12 protein-coding genes and 2 pseudogenes are annotated in these 17,964 nt (G+C 55.1%); 6 read left to right on the forward strand and 8 right to left on the reverse strand.

Translation table 11 applies throughout. From position 1 onward, the window contains the following. Positions 1 to 234 precede the first annotated feature (234 nt). Positions 235 to 1,260, forward strand: coding sequence for a hypothetical protein (locus AC13QY_RS30880; RefSeq protein WP_488494464.1), 1,026 nt, complete (start codon positions 235 to 237; stop codon positions 1,258 to 1,260). Further along, positions 1,257 to 2,537, forward strand: coding sequence for a hypothetical protein (locus tag AC13QY_RS30885; RefSeq protein ID WP_488494465.1), 1,281 nt, complete (start codon positions 1,257 to 1,259; stop codon positions 2,535 to 2,537). The genes AC13QY_RS30880 and AC13QY_RS30885 overlap by 4 nt, the downstream gene beginning before the upstream one ends. Positions 2,538 to 2,881: 344 nt before the next feature. Here AC13QY_RS30885 and repC read toward each other — a convergent pair whose 3' ends face one another. The 3 genes from repC to repA form a co-directional block, all read right to left on the reverse strand. After that, positions 2,882 to 4,093 carry a plasmid replication protein RepC gene (gene repC / locus AC13QY_RS30890; protein ID WP_488494466.1) on the reverse strand — a complete coding sequence of 404 codons (1,212 nt, stop codon included), beginning with the start codon at positions 4,091 to 4,093 and terminating at the stop codon, positions 2,882 to 2,884. A gap of 154 nt (positions 4,094 to 4,247) precedes the next feature. Beyond that, complete coding sequence (gene repB, locus AC13QY_RS30895; RefSeq protein ID WP_488494467.1) at positions 4,248 to 5,228, reverse strand: plasmid partitioning protein RepB; 981 nt, start codon at positions 5,226 to 5,228, stop codon at positions 4,248 to 4,250. Positions 5,229 to 5,303: 75 nt separating this feature from the next. After that, positions 5,304 to 6,497, reverse strand: coding sequence for a plasmid partitioning protein RepA (repA, locus tag AC13QY_RS30900; RefSeq protein WP_488494468.1), 1,194 nt, complete (start codon positions 6,495 to 6,497; stop codon positions 5,304 to 5,306). Between the two features lie 266 nt (positions 6,498 to 6,763). On the opposite strand from repA, the pseudogene AC13QY_RS30905 reads away from it, so the two are divergent. Both AC13QY_RS30905 and AC13QY_RS30910 read left to right on the forward strand, forming a co-directional pair. Next, positions 6,764 to 7,111, forward strand: a pseudogene (locus tag AC13QY_RS30905) (ATP dependent DNA ligase); the annotation flags it as partial. A gap of 311 nt (positions 7,112 to 7,422) precedes the next feature. After that, complete coding sequence (locus AC13QY_RS30910) at positions 7,423 to 8,022, forward strand: ATPase (RefSeq protein ID WP_488494469.1); 600 nt, start codon at positions 7,423 to 7,425, stop codon at positions 8,020 to 8,022. A gap of 285 nt (positions 8,023 to 8,307) precedes the next feature. Here the strand turns inward: AC13QY_RS30910 and AC13QY_RS30915 are convergent. After that, a pseudogene (locus AC13QY_RS30915) lies at positions 8,308 to 8,497 on the reverse strand (IS66 family transposase); the annotation flags it as partial. Here AC13QY_RS30915 and AC13QY_RS30920 point away from each other — a divergent pair. Together AC13QY_RS30920 and AC13QY_RS30925 are read left to right on the forward strand one after the other, a co-directional pair. Then, positions 8,457 to 9,647 (forward strand): hypothetical protein, encoded by a 1,191-nt coding sequence (locus AC13QY_RS30920; protein ID WP_488494489.1) that lies wholly within the window; start codon positions 8,457 to 8,459, stop codon positions 9,645 to 9,647. The pseudogene AC13QY_RS30915 and the gene AC13QY_RS30920 overlap by 41 nt on opposite strands. 51 nt (positions 9,648 to 9,698) lie before the next feature. Further along, positions 9,699 to 10,133, forward strand: a complete 435-nt coding sequence (locus tag AC13QY_RS30925) for a hypothetical protein (RefSeq protein WP_488494470.1) — start codon at positions 9,699 to 9,701, stop codon at positions 10,131 to 10,133. 52 nt (positions 10,134 to 10,185) lie between these two features. Here AC13QY_RS30925 and AC13QY_RS30930 read toward each other — a convergent pair whose 3' ends face one another. The 4 genes from AC13QY_RS30930 to AC13QY_RS30945 all read right to left on the reverse strand — a co-directional run bounded on the left by AC13QY_RS30930 (position 10,186) and on the right by AC13QY_RS30945 (position 17,726). Further along, the gene (locus tag AC13QY_RS30930) at positions 10,186 to 11,358 is read right to left on the reverse strand and encodes a site-specific integrase (RefSeq protein WP_488494471.1); all 1,173 of its coding nucleotides are present in this window, start codon (positions 11,356 to 11,358) and stop codon (positions 10,186 to 10,188) included. Between the two features lie 332 nt (positions 11,359 to 11,690). Beyond that, entirely contained in the window at positions 11,691 to 15,737 is a 4,047-nt protein-coding gene (eruA, locus tag AC13QY_RS30935) for an NACHT domain-containing antiphage protein EruA (protein WP_488494472.1), read from the reverse strand. Positions 15,738 to 16,198: 461 nt separating this feature from the next. After that, positions 16,199 to 17,134, reverse strand: coding sequence for an abortive infection family protein (locus AC13QY_RS30940; protein ID WP_488494473.1), 936 nt, complete (start codon positions 17,132 to 17,134; stop codon positions 16,199 to 16,201). Between the two features lie 211 nt (positions 17,135 to 17,345). Then, positions 17,346 to 17,726, reverse strand: coding sequence for a hypothetical protein (locus AC13QY_RS30945; protein ID WP_488494474.1), 381 nt, complete (start codon positions 17,724 to 17,726; stop codon positions 17,346 to 17,348). Positions 17,727 to 17,964: the final 238 nt, after the last annotated feature.

Genomic DNA, 17,964 nt, shown 5'->3' on the forward strand with positions numbered 1-17,964 from the left:
GTCGCCGTAGCGCGAGCCCGCCTAATTTCGTAATCGCAAACAGCGCTATGGACACTTTGGGAAATGCGTCCCCAGGTAGCTCAGGCCAGCGAGCATCAGTCCGCCGGTAGCAAGGCGTCGCAGTGCTTTCGCCCGAACACCGTTGGAGCAGCTCCCCTGGTCAAATTCGGATGTAGCGTATCTCTGGCGTCGGTCCGTATTGGCGAAACGCAGACATGATGGCAGAGTTACTGTATGGAAACTGCTCGCGTCGATGTTGTCTACCGTCCGCTGCGAATTGCGTTCGCAGTCCACTCCACTGATCTTGATAGCGTGCGCACTGCTGTGCGGTACTGCCACTGCCTTTGGGGCGGCCGCTACAACCCGATTATCCTAGTCGATAGGCCAGAGGCGCACCAGCTGACGGAGGTGTTTCGCCCGGATATCGTAACCTCGCTGGGCAATCACCCAGACCTTGCCCCATTTAAGGAGAGATACGCAGGCCTTCAGAATATCGGCGTCGCCGCCAATTTGTTTCGCCCACCATACGACGGTCGAGAGGGCTCGGCCACCGTACTCGACGTGCGGAACCTTATGATCCATCGCCGGGATAATCCTGATTGGAAGGCAATGGTTGAGCATGGGGTGCGGGTCGCTACATGGGACAACGCGGACCCGCTCGCTGACGTCTTTTTGATGCAGTTTGGCGAATATCCTACTCGGGAAGAAGTCGGGATAGACTATCGCAGCATTCTGGATCAGGCAGTACAGGCAATCAATCTGCCCATTAGAGATGGCGCCTCTATACCTGTAGAGATTATGCAGCATCCGGGAATCACCCATCTGAGCCGCTATGATTTGAAACCACATTACTCGGCACGCGCAGGATGGGATTATCCAGGCTTTTACCTGGGCAGCGCCACTGACATCAATGACCTCGTTACGTTCTGGAATCTTCGGGCATGCGGAATTCAAATGGTCTGGCACGACCTACAGCACCATGCACGTTTCGACCTTGTGAAAGCTTATTGTGAGGAAATGTTGCGTGCAGACCTTGCTGGACGCGATGATCTCAGGAACAAACCTGCTATTTGGTGCCAGGACGTGAACCACCAAAACGCCGCCACGACCCTTGGCCCCGGGGCATGGAGCGTCTGCGGTGTCAATGAGGCAACATGGAACGGGCAAAACGTCACACCCGCCAAAATGCATTTCGGCACCGAATCCGCACTCGCAGTGCTCGGGGGCCTGCTCAACTGCCTTATCTTAGCTTCGCTTTGAAGGACAAGCCGTTTGCCTCAGAGCCTTGGTTCTACCAACAACACCTTATGACTTCCGTTTTGGTATTGGGCGCACGCGGCGATGGCAGCAACTATACCTTCGACCCACCATGCATCCCGGAGCTAAACGAGTTCGCCGGCCGGACGATGGCCATGCAGCACGATAGGCTTAGGCTGGAGCCCGAGCACGTCGGCATTATCATTGACGTCACCGATGTCGATCTCAGACTCGGCGCTCTTCCTATTCCGGCGCTGATAGAACGCATGTTTACGCTGGCTGGCTTCGAGGCCAAGCTGAGTGGAAGCGGTCTTATTGCGCGGCAGCTTATCACCAGCATGGGTGGGCTGGATAGCGTTCGCGCTTTCAAGATTCCCGGCGTCCGAAAGCTGATCAAGTCATTTGGCCCGACGCATTCGTTTTCGAGAAAGGATGCCATCAACAAAATTGGCTCCAAGGATCCTATTACTGGGTCTACGTTTGCCGATCATCGACGATTGTTCATTGAGCAAAGAGAGCTGCGCACGGACCTCACGCCCCCCGCGGTTTTTACTCATCTCGTCGAAAAAGGCCTTTTTCGAATCGGTTCAGATCTGCGCTGCCCGACGTGTCAGTTGGAGACCTGGACGCCGCTCGACACCCTGACGCAGAAATCGACCTGTTCGCTTTGCGGTGCCGACTTTGACGCGACCCGGCAGTTGGTTGAAGGGCAATTTGCATATAGACGCACCGGAGTTCTGGGCATCGAGAAGAACGCCGCGGGCGCTATCCCTGTCGCTATGCTGCTGCAGCAACTCTATGTGAACTTGAGAAGTCCGCTTAATACCGCAACTTATGGTGCTTCCTACGATTTAAAGCCTATTGATCCCAGAAGTGGTCTACCTGTCTGCGAGACCGACTTCGTCGCTCTGCTTCACGAGCCTCGCTCCCCAAAGCCGGCGGTCGTGATCGGCGAATGCAAGGATGCAGGCGGCGTGATCGATGCCCGTGACATCGAGAATTTACGTCAAGTCGCCGACGCATTTCCGAGAGACCGCGTCACGACGTACATTTTGCTTGCTAAACTATCGGTGTTCACGGCGGACGAAATCGAGTTGGCCAAGTCCCTCAACAACCCATTTCTGAGACGCGTGATCCTTCTTACCCATCAGGAACTCGAACCGTACCATTTTTACGATCGGCACAAAGACATCGCGGGTAAAGTGATCTACGCGTCAAGCGCTTTTGATCTAGCTGACGCAACCCATCGTCTATATTTCCAAAATCCACCTGCGGGGTGACGCACCGCTGGGACTACCGACTGGTCAAAGCCCAGGAAGCGATAGCGATCAGTGGCTAGACGCCGCACGGCAGCGCCGCGCAACTTTTCCATGTTTCGAGACATCACTGACGCCTACTACTTATCAACATTAGAATATCTGATCGAAGCAGATGTTCGCGATCTGCGACGAGTTCGAGTTCTAAGGCTACCGCCGCGTCGGTGCGACCCTGCGGCAGCGGGGTCTTGTCGTGAACCACAAGAAGATTCGCCGCCATCGTCGTCTTCATTATTCATCCGCTCCAAAATATCTGACCGTAGATGCTTATTCCCACCGCCAATCGAAGGAAAGACGGGCGATCTTTGCTATCCAACTCGAGCCTGGGCGGAGTTTGTGCGCATTAGCGCCATCAACATCGGACCTATTGAAAATTCGCCGCGCTCGGCCTTCCGGGTGAGATCACGTAAATATGCCCCGGCCGAATTGATGTGCCCTGCCCTCTCGAGGATGCAAGCCATCATTGCGGCGGCGTTTTCGGGACCGAGGATATCGCAAGCATCCTGGTAGGCGCTCGGACTGACGCCCAGCATGGATCGAACCACGACTGCCACTGACATCAGCTCTCGCCAGCTGCTAATCGAGCCCCCCGGCCCATAATTTGAGATCTCAGGGCAGGCTTGCAGGACCATACCAAGGGGGAACGCCTTTATCGGCTCCCTCGGAAGTTTGATGGCTCGGCTCGATTTCGCCCCCTGCTCTTTTTCGAGAGCTGGTTCAAAATCAGAAATGGATTCGGGTTTTGAATTCTGTATGTGCCGCTCAATTTGAGACTCATTGGCGCTCAATTTATTCATTTTGGCCTGTAATTTCAGACGGTTGAGCACCTCTTCGCGAAGCATCGTCAGTTCATCGAGCACCGAGGCAACGTCATCGATCGTAGCGGCTCGTGGAAGCCGCCCAATGATGTCCCGGAAGATAAGCATGATCTTCTCCCAATCACCCTCCACGCCCTCCTCTATCGCTACATTGATGAGCTTCGAGATATCACGGCGGCAGATGGTCAGGCGTTCTTTGGTCGTACGGAGAAGCTCTCGATCTGCTTGAACCTGGGCGGCAAGAGTCTCGATCTCGGCTGCCCGTGCGAGCAATGGAGCCAACGAGAAGCCAAAAGCCTCTGAGACCTCGCCTGCCCCGTCGCGTCGCGCATAGCGCTTTCCATTGGCGCTATCCTTCCGCAGGATCAAACCAGCGTCCACCAGAACAGCAAGATGCCGTCGAAGCGTTGCAGCGGTCATTCCCCGGGCACGGATGGAGAGCTGGGCGTTCGATGGGAAAACCACCAGCCCTCGCTCCTCCGAAATCTCATCGCCCGGATAGAATGTTAACAATGCGTCGAGAACTGTCAGGGCGCGGTCCGACACGCCGAGTGAAGGCCTGGCTTCACAGATCGCGCGAAAGAGCTTCCACTTGTTCCTAGTAATGCCGGGCTCGATCTCCTCGGCCAACTGCTGGCTTGCCAGCATGCCAAGCGTCATCGCCCGCCGCCCAAAGGGCGTCGTCACACTTCCATTCTCCATTTCCTTCACCCTTCAATAGGCAAAAGAAATCCGCTCACCAAAACGGTGCCAAAGACTCTTGACTGGGATTCGGGGAAATGCGATTCTCGATCTGTCACGAATACGAGAGAGGCTTCCACGACTTGGTCGTTTGGGGGCCTTTTTCTTTTGCTGTCTAATCTCCTTGTTGATCCTGCTTACTCCGGTAGGCCTGATAAAGGTCGGTTAGGTTCTCCGTGATGTAATCGCCAAAGCCTCCGGCATCCTTTGCCTTGAAAGCGACTGTATAGGTCTTGCCGTCGCTTTTAATCTCCGCTGACACAGCTTTGTCGTCCGAGGCCCATTTCTGAGTTTTCGCCGTTTTCGGATGAGCCCGCCTTCCGAGGCTTTTCACGAAAGCGAGTAATGAATTGAACCGGTCGTCGCCGGTCATCGTCTTGAAGACGTCGGTCTCGATGTAGGCTTTCGCTTGCTCAAGTGTCGAAGGCCGCTCCAACAAGTTCTTGAGATCATACCAACGGTCACGTCCTATGCCCTTGGCAGCGCCGACGGCATCAAGAACTTCTTTTGGGATCGAGGAGACAGCCAGCATCTTAGACAAGGTGGCGCGGTCGATAGAGAGCGCGGAAATAACTATCTCGTTGTCACCGTCGAATTGGCGACGGGAGACCTCGGCTGCAAACATCGCCTTCTCGATGAACGACAGGTTCGCTCGTGCAGTATTCTCCTGCCCCTGGGCAACGACATGATCGCTATCCTTGAGGTCTTTGACGACAGCGCGAACCTTTCGCCCCAGAACCTTTGCAGCTCTCAGGCGACGATGGCCGAAGACCACCATGTATCGTCCCGCAGCTGTAGGATGCGGCCTGACGAGAATAGGGGTGTCCTGGCCGCGATCTCGGATCGCTGTGACAAGGTCGTTGAAATCCTGTTCGTCGTCTTCGAGCCGGTCTCGAACGAATGACTCATCAATGATGCTAGGATCTAGTTCGGCAACGGTTTCTCCTTCCAGCAGCCGATCCGCCTGGGCGGTCAGCTCGTCGAGGGAATGGATCAGTGACTTTGAGGCACCTCTATTCGTATAGTCGAGGATTGCCCTGGAGTTATCCGGCGCTTCCTCGCTCATTACGTTCATGAATGGGTTTTTCCGAGCCATATCGCTATCCTCGAAATTTAGCTAAATGCTTGATAGATTTGGCGTGCTGGTAAAATTTGACGGCAGTCAACATCATCACATTCTCCCCCAAGCCCGGTGGATAAGCCCCTGAATCTCGAAGTTGACGGCATCCATGCACTCGATTGCTCGATCATACGTTTCGCGGGTGAAGTTCGACCGATCCAACTCGTAGAGGCTGCGTTTCGTCAGGCCCGCGTCTGAGATTGCCGTCGTCTTCACCATTGGCGTCTTTAGGATTTCCTCGGCTAGCATCGACTGCATGAAGCCGAGCATTTGCACTTGGGGAACGTCCTGCGGTTCAAAACGAGTGATCAGGTATCGCAGCCAATCCATCCGGACTTCAGCCCCGGCGTTCTTGATCGTCTTCGTAATGTTCCCGAGCATGAGGAGAAATTGGCTCATCGACATCAGATCGAGCATCTGTGGGTGAACCGTAATCAACACTGAGGTCGAAGCGGTGAGGGCAGTCAACGACAGGTAGCCAAGCTGCGGGGGGCAGTCGATGACAACAACATCATAGCGGTCATCGACATCCAGAATGGCTTTGCCTAATCTGGTGAAGAACCGTTTGCCCTCGTTCCCAGCCTGCATCGCGAGTGGCGTATCGTATTCGTATTCCTGAAGCTCAAGATTTGCTGGAATGATGTCGAGGCCGGGGAAGTTAGTCGGCAGGATAATTTCAGTGATCGGCTTGCGCTCATTGTCGTAGCGGATCGTATCGTAGAGGGAAGGGTTCTGATCGAGTTCCGGTTGAAACCCGTGCAGCGCTGAAAGCGACGCCTGCGGATCGAGATCGATTGCCAGGACGCGGTGTCCGGTGAGTGCCAGGTGCTGGGCGAGGTGGGCCGCCGTCGTCGTCTTCCCGGAACCGCCCTTGAAGTTCACGACGGCAATAACCTGCAGCTTGTCGCCCGGCTTCCGATGCGGAATATACTTCTTGGCTTCGCTCTTGCCGGTTTCCGCGAGGTAGCGCCGCAATTCAAGCATTTGCTTGGCGGTGTAGTATTTCCGGTTCCCTGACATCGTTGTTGGGACGGGACCTTTGCCATCGAGGTAAAGCCTTTTCAGGTTCGACGGCGTGACGCCAAGATAATGTGCCACTTCCGCGACGGAAAACTGCCGCAGCGTCTTCTTGGCGTTCGGCGGAAAGTTCTCAAGCCGCAGTTGGTTGAGCTTGCGGCTGATCTCAGCACCCTGCATTAATATCTTATCGTCGAGTTCAAACGACGGTAGCGAAAACGCGTTCATCAAGCCTTGTACCATTCTGCCGGTAAAATAACCGAATTTCGTAATCTGCCGTCATTATGTCCGATTCTCGATTCTCAGCAAGGAAAATTGGGTTAACGAAAGGTTAACGGCCATTTCGGTAAAGAAGACCTGATTCTCTTGGTGACGAAAATAGAATGCGAAGGGCTTTGCACCGAAGATTGACTGCCGTCAAAACTTAAAATTCGTCGGCAACTTCAAAGAGATGAGTTCGCTGAAATCAGCTTTAATTTTTACCCGAGAATTGCGGATACGAACCGTCCAAGTCCGCACGCGACGGCTTCGGGGCGTTGCTCCTGGCTGCGTACGAACGGGACGAGCTGCGCTATGTGGGTAGCGTCGGAACTGGATTCGAAGAGCGTCCTTCGGTCGCGCTGCGGACTATGAGGGACAAGCTACCATGGCGTCGCAAGCAGCCGCCGGTTCCCTATTCGGGCAAACGTCAGGTGGTGTGGGTGCAGCCGACATTGATTGCCGAAGTCGAATTCCGCCAATGGACACCTGACCAAAAGCTGCGCCACGCCTTATATAAAGGGCTGCGGGAACGGCAGGACAATGCGGACGTTTACCGCATAGAGGAAGACGATGGAGTCTGACGCAGAAACCTGCTATGGTCCGCGTCAGTTAGACAACAGGATTTCGAATGCTACTGCAATCGCTCGAAAAACAATGGAAAGCTATCAAGGAGATCGGCTCCGACGCTGAAAAGCGTGGGAAGGTCCTTGGCATCGAACCGTCGTGGCAGCCTGAGCTTCCTGAAGTCAGAGTCTTGGACGGATCGCAGAGCACGCCTCCAAAGTCTGCAAAATCGAGAAGCGGTCTCCAGAAGCTTCGCGACATGAGACTAGCCCGTACACGTACCGTTGTTCGTAAGCGCAGAAAAACTAGGGCTGCTGGCTAACCTTTGATGTCGAAGCCAGTCTGCACGATCCTTGCGGGCCCGAATGGCTCCGGTAAATCTTCAATCTATGAAAAGTATCGGCCACCGGGCGAGTTCGTTAACGCAGACGAAATCGAGAATGGCTTGCCTGCAGAGCTAGGGGACAGCGTCAAGCGCGTACGAGCCGGTCGCTTGGCTGTCTCTCGCATCAACGAGCTGATCGCGGCGAAGGCAGACTTCGTCTTCGAAACCACCCTCAGTAGCGAACATTCGATCAAGGTCATGGAGCGGGCGAAAGAAGCTGGCTTTCACGTCAACATGATCTTTGTGTGCCTGGATACAGCTGAGCGAAATGTAGAACGGGTGAGATTTCGTGTGGCCGACGGCGGTCATGATATTCCCAAGGACACAATCATCCGGCGTTATGAAGCGGCTTTCGAAAAGCTGTTCCGCGCCCTTCTGGTTGTCGATGAAGCTGTTCTGATAGATAACTCGCGCAAGAAGCCAGTGATGGTCGCGTCGCTTTCTGGCGGCAAATTGCACCAAATCAACTACGACGGTTCCGAGCTTCACGACAGACTGCTCGAAATTGTCGAGGACGTCGAGGAAAGCCGGTCAACGCGGTAGTTGGCCGAGAATCCAGCGGTTTCCAAGCTTGTTTCCGCATCCAAGGCAACGAAGACGGGGTTGCAGGGATTGAAGAATGGCGTTGCCCCATTTCCTTCGAAGCTCGTAACGATCAAGCCAACCTTCCCGCTCACAAGCAGGACAGTTCCCGCCTAGGGCATTCCATTGGGGAAAATCATCGATAGCGGTGCCGAGCGGGTCCTGGACCGGCCCGATATAGGTGATCGCATCCCGTCTTGGGCGACCGATCTCGATGCCACGGGAATGTTTCATCGTTCCACATTTGTTAACAAGCGACAGAAGAGTCAAGAACGCGGGGAAAGGAAGTGCGTTGAGGTTGCACGTCTCGACGAGCGAGGCGATAGTGGTCCGGTTCTCAGCCCAGGCAGGTGTCCGGCGAACAGTGCGTTTTCCAATTTAGGGCAATGGGCCTGATGGTCCGCTCGATGCTGTTGTTGTCGATCTCGATCCTGCCGATACGCGATCGCAAGGTGGCCATTTGGGTCGCGTTAAGCAAGTTGCACGTTTTGCGATCAATCGCTGTTGCTCTCCCCACTCGCCCGACTACAACTTCAATGAACTGCGACGGGTCGGTTGGAAAATCGAGAAAAAATAGGCGAATGGTAAGATCTGGCTTAGTTGGCACAATCATTGCAGTGGTTTTTTGGTCAGGGACAGCGGGTACCTACGCGGCACAACAAATATCCACGGGAAGCGCTGACGTCTCCACCAAGGCAATCCTTGACAGTCTAACGACGGAATCGAAATGCCAGATCCTGGCAGATGCCGCGCGGGATGAGAACCAGGCGGTCATCACTGTCGGGGCCAACTTCATTTTGATGTCGATCATGGACCAGTCTACGGTCATCAGAAATGATTTTGGCGCGAAGGAAATGAGAGAGCTTTACCGCCGAACGTTCGCGGGATGCGCTGGTCATCCCGATGAACCGATCTCCAGCCAAGCACGTGTAGCGTTTCAGTCGGTTCTTCATGACATCAACGAACCTGGGTACCGCGATAGTCCCGGGCTCGATGATGTTTCTGTGCCGGCGAATATTCAGTCTGCTTCCGCAAAGCTCCTATCCATATTGCCGGATGGACCTACCGTATCGGAAGCGAAGCTAACGATCAAAGAGAGAGACACCTCCAAGCCGGGCAGGGAGACCGTTTTCTTGATCAAACCGATTAGAAGCGGGCCGACCCGCGTCCGCGAAAACTACAAAAACTTCTCGATGGATCGCGAATATGTTGGCCCGGTGCAGTTGAAATCTAAAGACAATCAACGGGGCATGTACGGTCCCTCGGAAGACAAGAGGATAACGATCACGACAAGGCTCGCACTGTCGGCTTCAACCTGGGCGGCCGATGCTTTCTTTGCATTCGAAACGGAGATGTCCGGCGGGACAAAGCCCTCAAAAGCCTCCTGTAAGATCGGCCAACCGATCGAGGCGAAGACCCTTCATCAATCTCTCGCCGGTCGAGCTTGGCCAATGGCATGCGACTATCCAGAATCGAAAAGCAACGGATACTATGTCGAAGAGCTTCGCTACTTTTTAAGAACGCACTCAGAATGGCAGGATGGCGCCTATGATTACTCAATCGACAGTGCCGAAATCACCCGTTAGGCGCCGCGCCAAAAGCTCATGGATGATCGAAACCTCAGTGGAGAATTCCTTGTGAAGCAGACCGTTCTTGCCGTTGCGTTCAGTTGCATCAACGCAGCGTTTGCAATGGCCCAACCCTCAATGACTGATGACATTCAGGTGGCGCAAAAAGAAACTCGAAACATGTTGGGCGTGCTGGAATACTGTCAAAGCAAGGGTGTGTCCGAAGCCGGAGCTCTGGAATTTCTTCGCGAGGCGGCGAGTTTATATGACCCCGTGTTGGGTTCGTCCAAAGGAGACGAGGCTGAAGCAGCCGGGAGAGCAGGGGTTGTATCTGGCCGGGGCATCGTGAAGAACATCTCTGACATCGCAAATGAGCAACAGAGGTCGGTAGAAGATGTTTGCCGGGAGGTAGTCAGAATATACAAACGCGGAGCCGATAATTTTGCCAGGCAAAAGGCAATGTTGACAGGTAATCCACCGGGCAATGAATCACAAAAGCCCTAGACGTCCCAATGTGGGTGGTCATCCGGCATCGGCGCATCGACCGCCAAATAGCTCAAATCACAAGTCGCGCTGCGCGCCCGTTCTTCCGTTCGGCGTTGTTATAGTAACTTGCAGCCTGCGGCACCGACTTATGCAGCGATTGCTGCATCGCCTCCTGCAGGGAAACGCCGCGGTTGGCGGCTTCCGTCAGATAGCCAGACCGCAGCCCGTGCGCCGAAAACATCTCTGCATCCAACCCCGCCAGCTTGCACCGGCTTTTCAGGATCAAATTGACCGACTGCGGCGTCAGCGCGCGCCGGTCGATATTCCCCCACTGGTCGATACGACGAAAGATCGGCCCATTCTCGATCCTAGCCTCCACAAGCCAACGCTTCAGTGCTTCGACCGGCCGCCCAATCAAAACGACATGTACCTGGTCTTCGGCCGTCGTTGTCTTGGTTCGGCCGAGATGAACGGTGAGACACGGCAGGAGAGGAGAGGCGGGATTTTGCGGATCGGCATGCACCGGGTCTTCGTCGACCAGATCCTCGACCCGCAGGTCGGCGACTTCGGAGCGCCGCCGGCCGCCGGAGGCAAAGGCGGTCAGCAGCAAGGCGCGATCGCGCAGGTCGACCAGGCGCTCGCCGGCGCAGGTGGAAAGCAGCTTTGTCAGAACGTCAGCGGTGACCGCTCGTTTGCTCTTGCGGCGGCGTTGCCGCGGCGCGGCGCGGACTGCAAGCCGCAATGCACTCTTTAGAGACGGAGCAGCAAAAGATCCCGTCAATCCGCGCCAGCGGGTGAGGATCGACCACGAGGTCAGCCGCCGGCGCACCGTATCGGGCGCGTGCGGGCCCTCGACACGCAGCAGGCCTTTGGCGCGCAATCCGATGTCGACGTCATCAGGCATGCCGTGGGAAGAATCCTCGGCGCGTTCGACCGGGTCCCAGAGATGATGGGCGACGAATTTCAGGAGCAGGCTCTCCGGCGCCGGCCAGGGGAGGGGGCTGCCTGTCGACAGCTCGCACCAGGCCTCGAGATAGCCGACGTCGGAAGCGAGTGCGCGCAGTGTATTTTCACCCATGCCCTCCTTGGCTAGATGCTTGAGGGTGGCGACGTCGTCGTCGGTCAGCAGTGCGGCTAGCTGATCGCGGCGGGCGAAGGGTAGGATAGCGTCGAGCGCATCGAGTTCTTCAGCGCGGACTAGCACCGGATCGGTGGGGGAGCGGAGTGGTTTTGGCTTCGGCAAGATCGTTTCCGGCGCTGTGATTTGTGCCCCGAGTTTATCGGTTTTGCGCCTCGAAATCCATCACTATCGATACTTGATTACTATCGATAGTAAAAGGCCAAACAAAATGCAGTCTGAGCGACGGAAATGAAGGGAGAATTAGATTCCTTGTTAGGAAAACATATAGTTAATACAGATGGTTAACGGAGACGAAAACGAGCAATCAGAAATTTTGATCCAGGATAGGGTAGGGAGCAAGCTGTTTGGACATGGTGCTTTCTTCGCATTCAGTGAGAATGTTCCGTGTTCTGCATGGCGAGAGCGTTTGGATTGCTGCTATAACGGCGTACCAACTACACTGTTCCCGATACGTCAATGACGATGACGGCCAGCCGCTGGCGCATATCCTGCGGGACGAGGTTGACCAATATCTGCTCCATCTGGGCAGCAGATTGCGGCCTGCTGATGCCGTTGGGTGGAGCGGGGATGGCGTGCTGTTTCTTATCACCAAACCAGAATACGCAATAAACGCCCAGCCCTCTCGCCTCAGGGTCATGCGCGTAGAATCGTTCCAGCTGTCCCTGGACGGCGGTCCAGACCTCCGCATGATAGTCGCGCTTCAACTCGCATAGAATTTTGCGCGATGGCATCGCTACCGATATATCGGCCCGCTTGTCAGCGACCATGTGGCATTCGGGCTCCACGGTGATTCCGAGCGGCAGCAAGGATGGCCGCATCAGATTGACGAGATCGTCCCGGCATGCCTCCTCGGGACGGGGCTCGGTGGGGCGTGCATATTGATCGAGATTCCAAAACTGTTTGAAAATATCGGTATTTGTCCGCGTAATACGGTGCTTCAGATCCAGTAGATGTGCGACCAGCAAGGCGTGGAGATCCGCAACGGTGGCCGGCGGTCCATTGTTCAAGACCGCAATCGTTTCGCGCCAGCTCGGCCGTTCGTATTCTGCATCCCTGCGCCGCTGCTGCTGATTTGCGAGCGCATGAAGGATGTGCAGCCTGTACGACGCAAGCTCGCCGTCGCCGCTTAACCGTTCGAGTGCTTCGGTCGCCGCCTGGCTTGCCGAGGCCGAAATCGTAGTGATGATTGCACGAATCCATTCGGCGGCATCCCAGGGATTCCGATCACCGCTCCAGCCGTTGACGGGATGCGGCGCCTCGGGAAAAAGGCTGCCTGCCAATCTCGCCATGAATTCGAGCATGTGTATGGACGGCACTTGCTCAGGCTGTGCATTGTCTACGAAACCACTCTTGTCGCGGAGATCGAATATTAACGCGGGATGGACAACGGCGCGTTGCCTGACATCGATCTCGAACGCCGCCGGAGAGAGAATGAAGGCAGTTGCCAGCCAGAGATCGCGCTGCCGCTCATCCAACGACGTTCCTGCAAGGACGTTGTGTGCCAACGAGAGCAGGCGGTCGTGAGTAGCCGGCAGCTCACCTGCTGCGCTTAAAAGTTCATCCAGACGGAATGGGTCAGTGTTGGGATAGTCGCGAAGCAGGTCCAGTACAATGTCGGCGCGGTAAGGCTCGAATGTCGTATCGGTGAGGAGTTCGTGGAGCCCCTCGGACGATTGTTCATTCCGGGACAAGCGAAGGCGCGCAAGGGAGATATAGGCGTCCCGCACCAGTTCAGGCCGACGCTCCATCAAATCCTTTCGCCATGGATGAACAACCCAGCGTTCGGCTCCGTCGCGTTCTTCCGATACGGGATCAGTTAGGTCGAACACCAGCATCCCTTTGAAGAAATCATCCGATAGCCTGGAAAGGCTATCTCCATCGGACCAAAGTTCATTCAAGCCCGCGACCAACGCGTACCACCAATCATAGTGACTGCGCTCAGCCGCAAGCGCCATCACATTCGCAAATGTAGGGGTGTCGCCGCGAGCAACCGCAGCTTTGAGACATTCGAGGGCAGCGCTAACCCGCTCTTCGCCAAGCCATGCGGAAATCCGCTCGTGCGGTGCGGCGCTTCGGCTTATGTCACTATATCGCGCAAAATAAATCTGACCGAGATGCGTTAGCCATCCCAGATGCTGGCCGGTCCGAATCCGTTCAACTTCGTGGTCGAATTCTAGCCGCTGCCGCTCGCGACTTATCTCCTCATCGAGATGGTGATTGGAGCGCCCTTCAAAATAATCGTCGGGAAGCTTCGAGTGCGTTGTCTGGCTAAGGACATCGAAGAGCCGCGGGTCCGTTTCGGCTTGCGACCACAATCGCGCAAACACATCCGCCACATGCGGTTGAGCTCCCTGATAGCAAAGCCGAAGGGCAAACTCATAAAGCAGAAGTTGCCGGTCGCCGCCGGGTTCTGCCATACCCAGTTCGTCGATAAGTAAATCCAGCATTGCGTCGGCGCTCAGCTCAAGCAACATCGCTTCTCGAAACCGGTTGAAGGCGAGCCAGCTCTGGCCATCGACCACGATGGTGCGAAAGAAATGACGTGCTATTTCTGCCAGCCGCTCGGGCGTGTCACGCAAAGCAGCGCGCAAATCCTGCGCGCGGCTAGGAGCGCCCTTGATCATGGCTTGCTTGAGCAGCCAGCCAAGCGCCTGGCCTGGATTAGGCTTCAAGGGCGTCCGCCATGCGCGAACCAGAACGCGGGCATAGAATGAACCCACCTCCCAATGCCGCCGGTCAACCCCCTCGCCGTTGCGTGCCGGTGGCGCGATGCCATCAAGTATTTGAGGAAGGTCGGCAAGTGGCAAGTTCTCGGCAAGCTTCCACAGCGATCCCGATCCCGCTATATCGTCAACGCTAAAAAAGCCGTTCACAAGGGCGACCACGTCGGCCGCCCCATAGGGTTCCCCGTAGAGTGCCATAATGACTTCAGCCCGGAGACGGAAATCGTTCGTCGTGTTGCCGAGTTGGCTGTACACGTCCCGGATAATCGCTTTACCCGCGTCGATACGCAGCAGTGCCGCGAGCGCATGTACACGCTCAGCGTAAGGAGAGACTTGCCGGCCTAGCACAGTGGCGAGGTCGGGTAGCATCTCCTCCATAGGCGTGCCGAGCATAAGTGCGTCCACAACGATGGATCGAATACCAAACGATGAAGTCGGATTATTGAGGATTGCCCGGAATTCCCCCACCATCTCTTTGCGGGCCAATGCGCCGATGGCTCTGGCTTGCCCATTGCCTGACCGAAACCAAGGGTTCGCCCTTGAGAGCCTGTCGAGCGCACGTGCAAGGAGTGCGCAAGACGATGGTGTTAGCGACGCGGCATCACCATACGTCAGGACACCGTAAGGATCGGCCTCAATAAGCTCGCTCGCGCGTTCGGGGAGATGAACGGCAATCCAAGCATGGAGGCCGCGCAGTTCCGTTGCCGGGTGCCCATCGACTCCCATGAGGGCGACAATCCTTTCAAACGGGAGCCCGTCGCGGACCCGGCCCGCCAGGAACTCAGCGGCGAGGAACTCGGCCGTGGTCCGGTGGGTGTAATCGACGGTCTCGGCTTGAGGACCCGCATCAAAGATGCGGCGGCCCAGCACTGCCTGTACCTTCTCAGTTGGAAAGAACGTCACCGAGCGATATCCCGGTATATTCTCGCTGCCTTCCTGATCGGTGAGGCTAATACCCTCAACGTCGCTGATGAGACGCGCCGCGCAAACGGCCCCGGCAGCGGACCGCAACTCGGCTACGGAAAATGCGCCGTTGCCGGCCCGCGCGCGCTCCGGATCGAATTCTTGCAGCATAAGCTCGGTCGAGAGCTCAAAGAGCTCTTTGCGCGTGGACGGCCAGTTGCCAGTCTGAACAGCCCGCCACAACATGATGAGGTTCTGTGGATTCTCCAGAAATTCATTCAGCCCGCGCTCAGCGGCCCCGGTCAGAAAGGTGTTGGCTGCGGCGCCTTCAACGTTTTGGGCAGCGAGCACGGCAACCTGTTCAGGGTGGGAAAGGCTTTCCAGGAGAAGAACTGGAGCCTCGTTGTACTGCTCGAAATAGGGCTGGAAGCCAGCAAGATCGCTCTCACCCAACCAGTCGGCGATGCGGCAGGAAATTCGGACTTTGGAGGGATTGACCTCGAACAGCTTAGTCACCAAGGCATCGATAGTGGCCCGGTCAGCACGTCCAGCGCGTTTTTCATCAAGTCCGTCGATAAATAGGGCCTGGCCGCTTAGCATTTGCGCGGGTGTACTGAGGAACGCCCGCGCCTTCAGAAACCGTCCGCCTTCGGCCGCCGCCGCTTGCTTGAACACATACGTCTTACCTGCACCAGGGTCGCCGAGCACTACTAGGTTACGCGCAGCTCCAAAATCCGAGAACGGACGTGGTGCGCCATCTTGAGGCCGGTTCGACTTAATGTTGGTCTGGCGAACGGTTCGGATCATGGGGGCAAAATAGGCGAACTCCACTTCATCCGGCAACTGCGTCTTCATGTTAGACAGAAAGAAGTCATCAAACGCGAATTGCGGGGTTTGTCGGTTGAAACTCGAACGTGCTTTGGATGATCATCTCGGTCGGAAAGCGTCAACGGCAGACGTTAACTCCTAGACGACGGATGTCCGGGATTGAGGCCGGGAGCGGATCGGCCTTTTTTTTACGCTGGTATCTAGATAAAGCTGCCCCCTGCATTCATCGATCGCACAGATTGCGAAGCGGCGCGGTGATTAGAGGCAAATCGTCGTCACAAGCTATTGATATTTCAAAGCCGAGTGGGGTCATTCGGCGACGCCGATTCACATCTCCTCGGATACCGATATCGCAAGTTCATCAACGGCATCTTCGCCACAGAACGGACCTCAAACGCAAATCTGGATGAAAGCGTTGGGAAGCTAAATGTCCCGTGACTGCCCTTCCATATGCCCCAATCGCCGTGTGAAATAAGCGTTGGTATCCGCTAGGACAGCGCTTTCTCAGCGTTTACGAGAAAAACCACGGTTGAAGCTGTCATATGCAGCATATAGGCGACAATGTATTCCGGCACTGAAGACGGAGTTGCTCCCTGACCATGGCCACTTAGCTTGTTTCGTCCCGTTGGAATGCTGCTTTCCAACAACTGACGCAACGCGGTCAGCTCATTCGCCCAAAAACCCGGCACCAATCCATTTTTTAGGCAAATATCAATAAGCGCTCTGGCAGTATCACCCGGCCCAAACGCCCAATTCCGCTTACTACAGATGGCCTTCATCGTGCTCTCAAAACACTTCAAGCACTCATTGAGTGCCTCCTTGTTCTTCCCCTCACGATAATGTTGGTACGCGCGAACAAACTCATCATGTGGCCCAGCATACCCCTTTCCGCCAAGAAGGCGTAGGGCGGGCTTTACAGCTTCAACATGAATTAGTTCGGAATCAATCCGAATTACTTGACCATCTGCAAACTGGTACCCAATTCCGTGTTCCCTTAATCTTCCGTTTAGGTCGGCGATCGCCCCATCCGCTCTCTCGACCGCGTTGTGCACATTGTTGAATGCATAGTCTCTGACGAAGTGGTCTATTGCGCGAAACGAAATTTCAATGAAGTCAAGACACGCTTCCGTTGACTGCTCTTTAAGAAAATAATTGAACAGTTCCGCCTCAAGGTTCCTACCATCGGGAACTTGGGTGGGAGGCAGGACGAAAACTCCAAGTTCCTGGCGGATAGCCTTAGTAATAATCTTCAGAACCTCTTGGACGTTACCGGTTGAGTCGTATTCTTCGGTTCCCAGAGCCTCACGGATGATGTGAACGATTTGGACTCGCAGCTTTTGCGGTATCGCATCATAGGTAAAAATGTCTACTGTTTCGCCCCGCAACCGCTTTTGTCGTTTAGAAAAGAGATCGATAATCGCCATATCAGGCTCCACGTTTTCTGAAGGGGTATGGCACATCCTGTTCAGTGAACAGTAATTCTTTCTCGATCTATTTCGTTTTTCACAACTAAAGCTGCTTATTGAGAGAGTTGCGCCAACCCAGAACTGATTAGGGCGAAATTGCTCGAAAAATGGCAAGCGCGTTGGGCGCCATCTGCTTTACGACTCCTAATAAAATAATATCAATTGCTTACTATAAGTCTGAGTTTAGTTTCCAGAAGCCGCGCTGCCCTGCAGATGCGATCACGCCTTTCTCCTTCAAGCGATGAAGATGGGTGCGAAACGTCGTGGCCTTAAGCTGGAAGTCGACATGCATCGCTTCCATCAAGAGTGCCTTTGAGCCGAGTGGCTTCGGGCTGTTTCGAAGCGCATCGAGCACGCGATTTTCGATCATGATCCGCGTTACGCTATTTTTGCGGTTGACGTCGGTCAGCCCTGAGACTTCCCGGCGCGCCTTCATCAGCTGGCGCTGCAGGGCTAATTTTTCGGCTGTCAGGTCCCTGATTCGTGCGTCGATTTCCTCAATCTCCCGCTGGAGACGTTGCTCAAAATAGGTGGAGAGGGCGTTGTTCATTGTTGTTTCACTTTTAGTTTTGAAACGAAACTATCGCCTCGTATCACGAAATTATCAATATAAAACATGGTTTTTTGCTCCTTTGACAGCAGCCTTTAAATATGGTAGCAACAAGCAAACTTGTCTTGTTGCTACCATATTCATTACGTGATCCAATTTTTTTGTTGCAGTAGGAATCGTCTTGCCCCATATAGAGGAAGACACGGCCGGCCCCTCTGCAATTAGCGCTTGCGCTTTC

Source organism: Martinezella sp. CNPSo 3795, from assembly GCF_057784475.1.

Excerpts from the sequence above, each read along its gene's own strand:
- AC13QY_RS30880 (WP_488494464.1), top strand. The coding sequence starts at position 235 with ATGGAAACTGCTCGCGTCGATGTTGTCTACCGTCCGCTGCGAATTGCG.
- repC (WP_488494466.1), bottom strand. The coding sequence starts at position 4,093 with ATGGAGAATGGAAGTGTGACGACGCCCTTTGGGCGGCGGGCGATGACG.
- repB (WP_488494467.1), bottom strand. The coding sequence starts at position 5,228 with ATGGCTCGGAAAAACCCATTCATGAACGTAATGAGCGAGGAAGCGCCG.
- repA (WP_488494468.1), bottom strand. The coding sequence starts at position 6,497 with ATGAACGCGTTTTCGCTACCGTCGTTTGAACTCGACGATAAGATATTA.
- AC13QY_RS30910 (WP_488494469.1), top strand. The coding sequence starts at position 7,423 with ATGTCGAAGCCAGTCTGCACGATCCTTGCGGGCCCGAATGGCTCCGGT.
- AC13QY_RS30920 (WP_488494489.1), top strand. The coding sequence starts at position 8,457 with ATGGTCCGCTCGATGCTGTTGTTGTCGATCTCGATCCTGCCGATACGC.
- eruA (WP_488494472.1), bottom strand. The coding sequence starts at position 15,737 with ATGAAGACGCAGTTGCCGGATGAAGTGGAGTTCGCCTATTTTGCCCCC.
- AC13QY_RS30940 (WP_488494473.1), bottom strand. The coding sequence starts at position 17,134 with ATGGCGATTATCGATCTCTTTTCTAAACGACAAAAGCGGTTGCGGGGC.
- AC13QY_RS30945 (WP_488494474.1), bottom strand. The coding sequence starts at position 17,726 with ATGAACAACGCCCTCTCCACCTATTTTGAGCAACGTCTCCAGCGGGAG.